A 12,975-nucleotide genomic window follows, 5' to 3' on the forward strand; every position below is an offset into this window, starting at 1 on the left:
CGCGCCTCTCGGACATGAAAAAACCTTTCAACGAACCCGTTCGCTGAAAGGCTTTTTCAGAACTCGGATTTCCCTGAACGGCGCCCCGAAGGGCGCCGCATGCATCAGAAGCCGGTCGAAACCGTCACGACCGCCGTGAAAGGCGTCTGGAGGTAATAGACAGGCTGCGCACCGGCAATGGTGCCGCCCCTCACCCCCGTCGTCCCATTGAGCGTGTTCTGGAACGTGTAGACACCGCTGCGGAACTTCGCATTGGTCAGGTTGGTCATGTTGAGCTGGATCTGCGGCGACTTCAGGAAGCCGAGGCTGCCGAAACGATAGCCGATATTGACGGCATCGGTGATGTAGTTCGGGATCGAACTGTCGTTCATCAGCGTGGCGTACTGCTTGCCGACATATTTGATCTGCGCACCCACGAACAGGCGCCCGTCATCATAATCCAGTCCGAGTGAGGCCATCACTTTCGGGCTGTTGATCTGGGTCTTGCCCGCCGTCGGCAGGTAATCGGATATGGTGACGCCGTTGCGCACACTGGTCGTCCCGATATTGTTGTCGATCCGCGCGGCCAGATACTCGAACGAGGCATAGGGACGCAGGTGATACAGGATCGGGCGTGTCGACACCTGCACATCGACACCGCGCGACGTCTGCCCACCGGCGTTGACGGTCTGGCTGTAGCTGGCCCCACCCGCCGAATCATACTGGGTCAGCGTCAGCAGGCGATTGGTCATGTTGTAGTTGAAGAAGGACACGCTGCCGATGACCGTATCGCCGTTATAGCGATAGCCGATTTCCTCGGAGATCGAATATTGCGGCGCCGAAGCCCCGCCACGCTGGGTCTGCGCCGCCGAGGTATTGGAGTAATAGTCAACGAGCGAGGTGTTCGACGGCACCTTGAAGTTCGTCGCGCCATCCACGAAAATCTGATGGTGGCGGTTGAAGTTCCAGGCAATGCCGATCTGCGGCAGCGGCTCGGCCACATGCAGGTTGCGATCGTAGGTGCCGCCGGGGCCCGTGACGTAGTTATAGACCCGGCGCGTCATCATGGCTTCCTTGAAGCCCAGATCGATATGCAGCTTGCGGTCGAAATAATCCATGCTGTCACCGATGAACAGCATGTTGATCTGCGACAGGCTCAGGAAGTCGCGATAATTATAGGGCTGGCCGTTGGGCATCTTGATCAGCGCATCGGTGCCCCAGACATTGAACGGCTCGCCCGTCGCCTGGTTGACCATACCCACGGGCGAATATTGCAGCAGGTTGGAATATTCATACCACCAGCCGGCCGTCAGATGATGATGGCTGCCGAGCTGGTAATTGACCTTGATCGTATTGCCGGGGCGGAACTGCTCCTGGTTCGAGGGCGTCAGCGCCAGATAGGTGGAACCGTTCGTCACCCGCCCATCGCCGTTCAGGTCGATCGGCACATACCGGCCACCGTAATAGGTCTTGCCTTCGGTCAGCGTGGAAGCGCCGGTGCCGTTGCCGATACCATGCCAGAAATAGGCGGTGTCATCGATCGACAGGCGCGAATTGATGACGATATGGGTCGGCAGGACGGCGACGACGTTGCGGAACGGGTTGACGTGCAGCTTGTAATAGCCGGTATCCGTCACGCCGCCGTAATTGGCGTCATAGTTCGTGCTGTAACCGGTCGTGCGATATTGCGACAGACTCGGGTTCAGAAAGAAATCACTGACCTGGTCGTTGTATGACACGGTCAGGCCGGTATGGCTGCCGTTTTCGAAATCCTTCACCAGCTTGAAATCGTAATGGAATTTCTCGGTCAGACCGGGGCCGCGATAGTTGTTGGCCTGGGTATGGCTGAAGGCGAACATGAACCGCACGCCGCTATTGCCGATATCGCCTGAATTCAGGCGCAGGAACTGGCGCGTCATGTCGAACGAACCGAACGAGATATCGAGCAGGCCGCCCATCTTGTGCGAGGGATTGCTCATCGTCGCGGCCACCAGGCCGCCGGCACCGCTGACGATCGGGCTGTCGAGATTGACCGAACCGGGCAGCAGCGAAACCGTCTCCAGGTCCTCGGCTTCCAGCACTTCATTCGAATAGAACTGGCCGCCGCCGATATCGTTCAGCGGCATGCCGTCCAGCGTCCAGCCGATATTCGTCTGGTCCAGGCCGCGGATCATCGTCGATCCGGAGTACAGGCCGAAGGAATCCTGATCCATCACGTTGGCGCTGGGCAGCATCTTCAGGATCTGCTGGATGTTCGTGGTCGGCGATTGTTTCGAGATAAAGTCGCGCGTGATGGTCTGGATCGCCTTTGGGTCCTTTTCAACCCGCATCAGTCCCGCGCCGGGCGAGCGGGTGAGCGCGGTACGACCGGTCACGTTGACGACCTCCGCCTGCGGTTCGCCCTGGGCCGGCGCGGCCGCCGAAGCTGCAGGCGTCACCGTTGCCGTGGCACTGGGGGCAACGCTGGTCGTCTGGGCACGCGCCGCCACGCCGCTCAGACCGGCGACGGCAGTGCTGGCAAGAAGAATACTCAGGCGAAGACGTGTGACCATGTACATGTACAGGACGGCCTTTTTCTTTTCATAAGGGGAAGAAGCAACAAAAGCCCCCGGACTCATCGAAGACTCACAATAGTTCCGGGAAACCTGACCACTCCGTCAAGCTCGTATCAGCAGCCAGCTTTCGCAAGCAACTGCCATTATCATGGCCGATCGCCTTCACCGGAGCCTGTTGCAAAATTGCATCGTTTCGGCCGACTGAACGCCCAGTTCATCAGAGCCTGTTGGGAAATGCGCGCAGGCGAGCGGGAGCGGCGCGCGAGGGCCGCGTCCATCGTGTGTTTCCGGGCATCGGAGCGCATGAAATGCGCGTCGGATCGCCGCCAGCCCACATTTCCCGACAGGCTATCAGGCCTTCGCAGCGCCCGGCGCGTCATGGAGGAAGGGGAGGCAGGCATAGCGGCGGCCACGCGTCACAGGCGCGACCGCATGCAGCACCGCGCAGGAAAACACGATGGCCCCGCCCAGGGGGGCGGTATATCGCGCCGGACCGATTTCCGGAAAGCTCAGTCCACCCCCGTCAAAATCGTCATTGAGATTGATCGAGACGGCGAAGCGGCGATGGGCCGTGGCCGTAACCGTATTGTCACGGTGCGGGCCGAAGCACCCATGATCGGCGGCGTCATAACAGGCCACGATCATGCGTTCCATGCGCGTGACCTGGAACTGGAAATATTTTGATATTTCCGGAACGATACGATTTATGACATGATACTGAAGCCGGGCGACCAGCGCCGGATCGCGCAGCACGCAGTCCCGTCGGCTCTTGAAGCCGATATCCGTCACAGGCAGGGAGCGCCCCGGTTCCTGCTCGGTAAAGATGGCCGACTGCACGCTGGCCTGCGCATGGAAATAGCGGATGAGCATCTCGCAGAGCGCGGGCTCCAATACGCCGGGCAGCATCAGGGCGGGCGTTGGCACCTGCCGCTGCACGGCCAGGGGGTCCGGGAGATGACGCAGGAAGGACAGGATCTGCCCGATCGAGGAGAGCGTATCGTCCGCGATCGCGGCGATCCGCAGCATCGGATCGACCAGCACCAGGCTCCTGCCGCCGGCCGGCACACCATAATGGTCGGCGGCCAGACGGTCCGCATCCAGGAAATGCCGCACCCCCGGCGGCTTCGCGCGCAGCAATCCCGCCACTTCGTCGCCAGGATCGGCGCTGACGCCGAAGAACTGGCAACGGACCCCGTCGAAGACCGGGTCGCCCGCCAGATGCCCCAGCCGCTCCCCGATCTCGGGACTGGCAGCGGAGGGAAAGAAATAGAGCAGGTTGTAACGGCCGGCCGCCATATCGAAACTGTACCGGCCCGACGGCGTGGTGCAGCGCTGGGTGAACCAGGGGGCCGGATCACCGGGTGCGAGGGATCGCCTGTTCATGTCATGATCCTTCGCCGCGAACACGCAGGCACGAAATCTGCGCGAAGCGGCATCGGATGCACAAGAGAGAAAAAGCGTCCCCCGAGGCGGCGAACGATCAGGGCGCCTTCACCGGGGCCCCATGAACCTCCAACCAGCTTTGCGCGATATCCACGCTGACCGTGGCCGGACGATAGGCGTCCTTGGGGGCGAGGAAGATATTGTCCACATAAGTCTGCGGATTGCGGTCATAGAGCGGGAACCAGCTCGACTGGATCTGGATCATGATCCGGTGCCCCGGCAGGAACGTATGGTTCGCCAGCGGCAGCACCATGTCATAGGCCTGCGCGACATTGGCCGGAATGGGATGCGGCTGCGCGAAGCTCTCGCGATAGCGGCCGCGCAGGATGTCCGCGCTGATCATGAGCTGATACCCGCCCATTTCGGGCTGATCGGCCACTTCATCCGGATAGACGTCGATCAGCTTCACGACGAAATCGCCGTCGGTGCCCGTCGTGGCAGCCGTCAGATGCATATGCGGCTGGCCACGGACGACGAACGGCGCCGTCAGCACCGGCGAGGTAAAGCTCAGCACGTCGGGGCGGGCCGCCATGTTGCGCTGGTCGGTCGCCAGCCAGTCCCGCCAGTTCGAACCCGGACGCCCCTTCGAGACGACAGGCCGCGCCACATACGGCACCGGATGATCGGGATCGGATACATAGCGCACGATCCCAGCCCACGCTGGCGGCGCCTGCAGGCCGAGGCCCTGGCCGGGTTCGAGATGCAGGGTGGTGCAGCCTGAAGCGCAGTCCCGCGGCGGCAACGCGTCCACGCTCTCCCACATATTGTCGCCGCTGCGGAAGGCGGTGACGCGCGCGGGCAGCGGGACGCTGCCATCCTTGAGGTAATGGGCCAGGAACGGTTCCAGAATATTCTTGCGGAAATACAGTCCGGTGTCGGACCGCAGCTTGACCGGCCCCATCGTGCTGGCCTCGCGGATCTCGCCGCCATGGCTCCAGGGGCCGACAGCCAACCAGAGATGCGACGCCGCCGCCGGATCTTTCTCCAGCGCATGATAGAGGGCAATGGCGCCGTAATTATCCTCCTGGTCCCACAGGCTGTGGACCAGCAGCGTCGGCACCGCCAGCCCCTCGCGCGGCAGCAGCCGGTCCATCGCCTGTTGCTGCCACCAATCGTCATAGGCCGGATGGGCCAGGATCTGGCGAAAGAAGCCGATCTGCTCCATGCCGCGCATACGGCCCGCCGCCCCGGCCGAACCCGCCCGCAGGAAAACGTCGTAGGAATCATACTGGCTGGCCCACCAGGTGGCCGTATTCTTCGGCGTGCCGTCCTGCTCGTAGATATAGGGCAGCATTTCCTCGCGGAACGCGCCGTTATGGAACCAGTCGTCGCCCATCCAGCCATCGACCATCGGGTTCATCGGCACCGAGACCTTCAGCGCCGGATGCGGATGGAACAGCGCGGTCAGGGCGGTATAGCCGTCATAGGACACGCCGATAATGCCGACCTTGCCGTTGCTTTCAGGCAGGTTATGCACCAGCCATTCGATGGTGTCCCAGGTGTCGGTGGCATGGTCGACCGAGGTACCGTTCAGCGGGCCGCGCAGCGGGCGGTTCATCACATACCGCCCCTCCGACCCGTATTTGCCCCGCACATCCTGGATGACGCGGATATACCCGCCATCGGCGATCACATCCGGCATGTTGTCATAGCCTTCCAGCATCGGCCCCATATTGCCGCTGGAGGCGAAGGCGACCATGTGGTCGGCATTATAGGGGGTGCGCGTCAGCAGGATCGGCGCACCATGGGCCCCCTTGGGAATGATGATGACCGTATGCAGCTTCGCACCATCCCGCATGGGAATCATCACATCCCGGCGGACATGATCGAAGCTGACATCCTCCACCTGGAAATGTTCCGGCATGTCAGGGGCGATGCCACCGCCGGAGACGGCGTGCTCCCCCGCCATGGCCGTCCATGGCAGGATGGCAAGACAGGCCGAAAGCAGCAGGATCTTTCTCACGCGACACTCATCCTCGGGCGCAGGCAGGGACAGCAGGCCGGGCCATGCGGGCCCGGCCTGCAAGCGGCATCAGAATTCGGCCGAGACGGTGCCGTAATATTCGCGCGGCGCCGCAACGAACAGGTTGGCGTTGTCATCGCCCGACACCGACGCCGCGCCATAGACACCGCCGATGTAATTCTTGTTGAACAGGTTGGTGACCCCCAGCGTGGCCTTGAGGTTCTGCGTGAAGCCGATCCGGCCGAAATTATAGGCCAGGTTGAGGTTCGTCACCCAATAGGCCGGGATATACTGGTCGTTGAGATAGGTCATGGGGCGCGAACCGATATAATTCGCGTTGAAATTGAACATCACCTGGCGCCAGGTATAGTTCAGGTTCGCCTTGTACATGAACTTCGGATAATAGACCTGGTGCTTGCCCTTCAGGCTGTATGTCGTGCCGCCATAGTTGATGGAGCGGCTTTGATATTCCGCGTCGTTCCAGCTGAAGCTGTTGGTGATTTCCAGCCCCCGCACAGGGCGGACCGTCGCCATCACATCCGCCCCGTTCATGGTCTCCCGCCCGACATTCAGGTACGCGCTGTGCGCCGTCGCAGCACTGCCTTCGGTGATGGAAGCCAGGCGGTTGTAGTAATCGGTATGATAGAAATCGACCGATCCCGAGAAGATGCGCGAATCATACCGGTATCCGACGATATAGTTCCATGTCCGCTCCGGACGCAGCAGCTTCGTGTTCGCATTGAAGACCTGCTGGGCCGTCAGGGTTGAATTGCCCAGCCCACCCCACGCCGTGCCGCTCTGCGTCTGCGAGTAATAATCGTAGGCGCGCATATTCTCTGCGATATCCCAGTAGAATTCATGGTGATCGAGAAAATGGTAATCGAAGTTGAAATGGGGCAGGAAAGCCGACGACGCGGTCATCGTGCCGTTCGCGGCATGGCGATAATAGGTGTTCCAGCCTTCGGCATCGAGTTGGCTGGTGAAATCCTTCTTCGTTCCGCCATGCGTCGTCTGGGTCAGGGATTTGAACCCGGCCAGCAGGGTCATGCCGGGGATGATCGTCCAGCGATCCTGCAGGAAGAACTGGAACGTATTGGTGTTGTACGTATCGTCGAACCACGTATGGGCCTGGCTGGGCTTGAAGTCCGAGTTCCAGTTATGCGCGTCGGTCAGATAATCTTCATACAGGCGCTCGTTATAGATCCACTGGTTGTTCTCGTACCACAGGCCGGTATCGATATGGTTGTTGTGCGGCGCCTCGATCGAGAATTTCTGCGTGAAGCCCAGGCGGCGCATGGCGGCATGGGCCATCTGCAAGGCCATCGGCACGCCCGAGACCGTACCGTCGGCCAGCAGGGCCGGCACCCCATAGCTGGGCGAGGTCACGAAATTATTGGTCCCGCCATGGATGGCGCTGCTGATATCGCCATAGGCGACCGTATCCGAGGCGAGGTTCCTGAGCAGGTCGAAATGCCCCGTGACCGCCGAGAGATAGGTGCGCTGCACCTGGGACGCATCCCAGGCATAATCGCCGATCTCGTCATTGGACAGGATACCCTCGTACCCCGGCGGGACATCACTGGTATATTGCGCATAATAGGCCCAGAGCTTGGCCTTTTCGTAATCCGGCTTCAGATAGGTCGAATAGCGGCCCATCTTTTCCCACATGTTCTTCGTCATGGTCAGGTAATTTCCCTGCGTGAAATTACCGTACCCGAAGAAGGCGGTTATCCTGCCCCGATCGCCGACCGGCTGCACGACCTTGGCATCGGCCTGCAATTCGCTTTGATAGCCCCACCCTTTCCACATATTCGTATTGGTGCGGGCAAAGGAGGCATAGAATTTGGTGCCGGTCGGGTTCAATATGCCGCTGTCCACGCGCCCATAGGTGCGATAGGCATTGTAGCTGCCGAATGTCTGGCTGATCTTGCCGCCGGCCTTGTCCTTGGGGTCGGAGGTCGTGTAGGTCATCGCGCCGCCGAGATTCTGCGCCGAGAACGAATCCAGCGCGCCGGCCCCCTGCGACATCGTCATGCCCGCCAGATCGTCCTGGATCATCGCCTGGGTGATCGACACGCCATTATAATTGGCAAAACCCTGGGTGCCGAGCGGAATGCCGTCCAGCGTCGCGCCGATCTGCATCTGGGTAAAGCCGCGCACGTAGAACGTATTGCCGTACGTATCCAGGCCGAAGGCATCGGTCGAAGCGAAATTGGCCCCCGGTGTCGTCAGGGAGAGAATCTGCATCGGGTTCGTGCCGGCAACGAAGCGATCCATCACCGCACGCGTCACGGCGACTTCGGCACCATGGCTGCGAACGCGCGATGCCTCGACCTGGATCGCTTCCGGGTCGTCATGGGCCGGCGCGGCACGGCGGGGATGCTGCGCGGCGGCAGGCCGCGCCGAACCGGCCGTGACCGCCTGCGCCGCCGCGCCCTGATGCGCCTTCTTCGCATTCTGCTTATGGGCAGGCGTCGTGACTTCGGCGGCGCCCGCCGAGGAAACGACCGAAACCACCGCAAGGCCCGCGATCGCCGTTGTGCGAAGCAACCCGGCCCTGACACGCGAGCCCTGCGTCGACCACCGCCGAACAGTCATTTCATCTTCTCCTGCCAGATGCGCCATATGCCGACACGGCAATCCTCCGGCCCGATCCGAGCGCCTGGTGCCGGATGAGCCATGCCGCGTTAACTCTTTGTCTGAATAGACTTTATTAGATTACCGTAACGTTACGGCGCAATAATATTGTCCGTCAACGATCAAAAAGAACCTTCTCTCATAACCTGAGGTTAAGAGGCTCCAAGAGGGTGCCTTGAAAGGCCCCTGCCGCGCGCGGCAGGGACACGCGCCGTCGATGATGATTTCACGGATGCCGGCAGGCACCGGCGTCGCTGACCTGCCCCAGGTCAGAACATCAGGAATACGGCCCCGTGGAACCGGTCACACCGTCCGGCCGCCGGTCAGGCGGAGTAAGGACAGCCGACAGCCGCCATCTCCCTTTCCCGCGCGGGCGGGGAAGTCACGGTGTCGCCTGTGGGGCCGCGCTGCCGGTGGACCAGCATCCCCGGCAGGCCATCGCGCGGCCGCAGCGTCAGCCGGCATTGCGGCACGATCTTCTGCTCCGGCGGCAGGACGATGCGGAACCGCTGCGCCAGGATGGCCAGGCAGAGAATGGCCTCGGTCATGCCGAAATGCTGGCCCGGACAGACGCGCGGGCCGCTGGCGAAGGGGATGTAGCTGTAGGGTTCGGGCCGCCCCCCGTCCATGAAGCGTTCGGGCCGGAATTCATGCGGGGCCTCGAACAGGCTTTCGGTCCGGTGCAGCAGCCACGGCACGATCAGGATCAGCGAACCGGGGCGGACCGCGATATCCCCGATCTGGTCCGCATCGCGATTCTGGCGGGCCAGGATCGGCACCGGGGGATAAAGCCGCAGGGTTTCCTCGATCACCGCCTGGCACCAGCGCAGGCGCGGCAGGTCTTCCACCGTCGGAGCACGGTCGCCGCACACGGCGGCGATTTCCTCATGCACCGCCCGTTCCACCCACGGCGCCCGCGCCAGCAGATACCATGCCCAGGTCAGCGTCGCCGCCGTGGTCTCGTGCCCGGCCATGAAGATGGTGGCCGCCTCGTTGCGCAGGGCCACCGCGTCCAGCCCCAGTTCGGGGTTGCGCTTCTGGCGCCGGATCAGCAGCTCCATCATCGAATTATGGCTGCCCCGGCCGGCCAGATGATCCTCGACGATCCGGTCGATCACATGATGCAGGCGCCGCACCGCGCGCCGCAGGGCCGGCGTGCGCATCATCGGCAGCCCCTCGTCCAGCCCCAGGAAATATCCGGGATTGGTCGAGTCCACCAGCGCCTGATATTGGGTGAAGCTTTCGGACACTTCGGCCGTGTCCGCATGGCCCAGTTCCTGGCCGAACACGCTGCGCGAGATGATCTCCGCCGTCAGCGCCGCCATTTCGGGCAGGATGTCGATGGTGGTCCGATCGGGGATCTGCTGCCAGCGCCGCGCCATTTCCAGGGCGGTCCGCTCGATGATGGGGCTGAAGGCGGGAACACGGTCCTTGTGCACGATGTCCGAGACCAGGGCGCGCCGCTGCCGCCAGGTCGGGCCGTCGGAAATGAACAACCCGTCGCCCAGCAGATATTCCAGCGCCCGCCGCATCTGGGGGCTCTTGCGCTCGTAATTGTCGCGCCGTTTCACCAGGATGTCGCGAATCACCTCGGGCGCATTCACCAGGACGATCTGGCGCCCGAGGATCCGGATCTGCGACACTTTTTCCTGATAGTCGCTCCTGCGCCATATCGAGAGAAAATCCTGCCGGGCCTGCAGCAGCAGATTCAGATATTTTCCCGGAGGTCCGGCATAATACGCGGCATGTACCGGTTCCAGGACGTGGTCGGAAACATGTTCCACAATCTCGACCGGCTGCAGGAACCGTGCGCGCATCAAAAAGCCCCTGACACCTCTATCGGAGACCGAGCATTCATTCACAACCCGCCAGAGATGTCAATAAATGAGGCGAATTTCCCGGTTGCCGTCACATTTCGAAAAAGTAATAGTGTATTTTTATCAAAATTCCTCATAACATCCATCCACGCCTCGCCCTCCCTTGAGGAAGCCATACAAGGATCATATTGCGCGAATTCTTTGGAACGACAGGCTCCGCCCAGTCAAATCCATGAGAATTTGACCGTTTTAGAACCTGTCCGGACATGCGCACTGGCGGCGGGAGCCGGCAGCCGGATCGTCAGGATACGAGGCGATTATCGACAAAATACCATTGCGGCGCATGCATGCGCACAAGCGGTTCCACAATCCCGTTCAGGCGCTCGACATCGTCCAGCAGGGATGACGCCGCGCCATCCAGCACGAAAGGTTCCAGAATCGTCAGGGTGAACCGCACCCCCGCTTCCCGCGTCAGATAAACCGGGCAGATCCGCGCGCCCGTGCGGCGGGCCAGGCGCGCCACCAGGGCATAATTGGTCTGGAGATTGGCGGCCCGGCCCAGGAACGGCGCCCGAATCTGGCCGTTGAACCCTTCGTCGCAGAACACCAGGAGCTGCCCGCCCTCTTCCAGCACACGCAGGGCGGGCCGCACGGCCTGGCGGCCGGGCGGCAGAAGCGCGATCCCCGCGCGCGTGCGCACATACCGCACGATCCAGTGCCGGGCCCGGCTGCGGGGCGGATCGTAATTGAGCGAGACCTTCAACCCCAGATCGGTCAGGCACTGCATCAGAACTTCCCAGTTGCTGAGATGCAGCCCCATGAAAATGACCGGACCATCCTGGCACGCTTGCAAATGGTCCACACCGACGCGGCGCACGCCGCCCGGCCTGCGGGCCAGGCGCGAAACCGCGGAATATTCGACCATCTGCCGCCCCTGCGAGTCCACATAGGCATCCACCATGCCCGCGATGGCATCCGAAGCGTGGTCTGGAAAGAGCGTTTCAAGATTGGCCCGGGCCCGCTGCAGGGGGACGACATAGGCACGCGGCACAAGCACCCGCCCCAGCCACCCACCGAAGCGCGAGCACAGGGCGGCCGGGACCATCCTGAATGTAAAAAAGAACGCCAGGTCAAAGAGGTTTCCGCGATTATCCCGCACCCAGTAGCGCAGGAAACGCTGACGGGCCTCGCCGCCGGCCAGCAGATCGGCCAGCGCGGGCCTCGCCGCCGGCTGGTATGTCCACGCCTTGCGTTTGCTCGGCGGCGGAGGCGGCACCATCAGGGACATGGGTGGAGGACCTGTGCATCGGAAGGAACATGTGTGGGCGAGACCGATCAGACCGCCCTTATCCGTCCGTCACGATGAAAAAACAATTCCTAGGCGACCCGCACCAGCCCATGCATCCTCTCGACCCTCGTCCCGGGAAAGATCCGCGCCAGCGCGCCGCCGGGCACGCCCAGATGGTCGCACAGCACCCCGGCCGCGACGGCACGCAGATCGGTCGTGGGCGCCAGGTCCCGGTTTTCGAAAAGCTGATCCTGCCGCAGGCCGGGCCATATGCCGCCGACCCGCCCCCCGGCAACGGCCCCGCCCATGAGGAGAGCAACGGTTGCCGTGCCATGGTCCGTGCCGCCGGTACCGTTCATGCGCACGGTCCGCCCGAATTCGGTCATGGCCAGCACGACCGTCCGGCTCCAGTCCGCCCCCAGCGCCCCGCGCAACGCCTGCACGCCGCGATCAAGCTGGGTCAGGGGCCCCTTGAGGCGGCCGACCTGGCCGGCATGGGTATCCCAGCCGCCGATCTCCAGCGCCGCGACACGGGGGCCGTTCGGGGCCGTCAACATGCGGCCCGCGGTGGCGGACAGGACGGAAAACGGGTCCGGCCTGTGCCCGTCGCCCGAAGGCGGCGCGGCCGCTTGCATGACGGAATCGGAGAAGCCGCGCGCCCTCAGCGCATCGCGAAAACCCGGCCCGGTGAGAGGATCGGCCGCGTTGAGCGCCGCGATCTGGCTGTAGAGTGCCGGGTCCGGATGCTGGCTGCCGGCCGGGGCGAAGGTGCCGACAGGCGCGGGCCCGCGCAGCATCAGCGGCACGGACAGGCCCATGGCCAGCCCGTAGCCGTCCAGGCGGTGCCCGCGCCCGGGCAGGGCTGCAACGGCGCGGTTCAGCCACCCGCTATCCAGCCGCCGGTCCGCGCCGCATTCAAGGTAATCCTGGGCCTCGAAATGCGACCGGCTGCGATAATGCCCGGCCACCGCGTGGATCGGCAGCATCTGTCCCACGCCATACAGATCATGCATCCCCGCCAGCGCGGGATGCAGGCCGTAGAAGCCGCCCAGATCCAGCAATCCTCCCTCCCGCCCCGGCTGCGGCAGCAGAAGACCCTGCCGATGCGTCGCAATGTCGGGGTCGCCATAGGGCGTGACGGCGGCAAGCCCGTCGAGCGCGCCGCGCAGGATGATCACGACGAGACGCGGATCATCCGGTCCGCTGCCGGACCCGGCGAGGGCCAGGGAGGCACGCCCGCAGGTCCAGCTTGCGGCAAGCCCCAGCAGGGCGGAACGGCGACGGAGCATCATG

7 protein-coding genes are annotated in these 12,975 nt (G+C 62.9%); all 7 read right to left on the reverse strand.

What is annotated here, in order from left to right; translation table 11 throughout:
- Positions 1-104: 104 nt before the first annotated feature.
- Positions 105-2,531: a TonB-dependent receptor gene (locus HLH35_RS03085; protein WP_182977735.1), complete on the reverse strand. Its 2,427-nt coding sequence runs from the start codon at positions 2,529-2,531 to the stop codon at positions 105-107.
- Between the two features lie 354 nt (positions 2,532-2,885).
- A complete protein-coding gene (locus HLH35_RS03090) occupies positions 2,886-3,917 on the reverse strand; it encodes a redoxin domain-containing protein (protein WP_182977736.1) in 1,032 nt (343 codons plus the stop codon).
- Positions 3,918-4,014: 97 nt separating this feature from the next.
- On the reverse strand, positions 4,015-5,940 hold the full coding sequence (locus HLH35_RS03095; RefSeq protein WP_338029279.1) for a CocE/NonD family hydrolase: 1,926 nt from the start codon (positions 5,938-5,940) through the stop codon (positions 4,015-4,017).
- 69 nt (positions 5,941-6,009) lie between these two features.
- The gene (locus HLH35_RS03100) at positions 6,010-8,538 is read right to left on the reverse strand and encodes a TonB-dependent receptor domain-containing protein (RefSeq protein ID WP_182977737.1); all 2,529 of its coding nucleotides are present in this window, start codon (positions 8,536-8,538) and stop codon (positions 6,010-6,012) included.
- A 362-nt stretch (positions 8,539-8,900) separates the two neighbouring features.
- A complete protein-coding gene (locus HLH35_RS03105; protein WP_182977738.1) occupies positions 8,901-10,394 on the reverse strand; it encodes a cytochrome P450 in 1,494 nt (497 codons plus the stop codon).
- 301 nt (positions 10,395-10,695) lie between these two features.
- Positions 10,696-11,682, reverse strand: a complete 987-nt coding sequence (locus tag HLH35_RS03110; RefSeq protein ID WP_220790512.1) for a lysophospholipid acyltransferase family protein — start codon at positions 11,680-11,682, stop codon at positions 10,696-10,698.
- Positions 11,683-11,771: 89 nt separating this feature from the next.
- On the reverse strand, positions 11,772-12,974 hold the full coding sequence (locus HLH35_RS03115) for a DUF1501 domain-containing protein (RefSeq protein WP_182977739.1): 1,203 nt from the start codon (positions 12,972-12,974) through the stop codon (positions 11,772-11,774).
- Position 12,975 lies beyond the last annotated feature (1 nt).

This window comes from Gluconacetobacter asukensis, assembly GCF_014174375.1.
Taxonomy (GTDB): Bacteria; Pseudomonadota; Alphaproteobacteria; order Acetobacterales; family Acetobacteraceae; genus Gluconacetobacter; species Gluconacetobacter asukensis.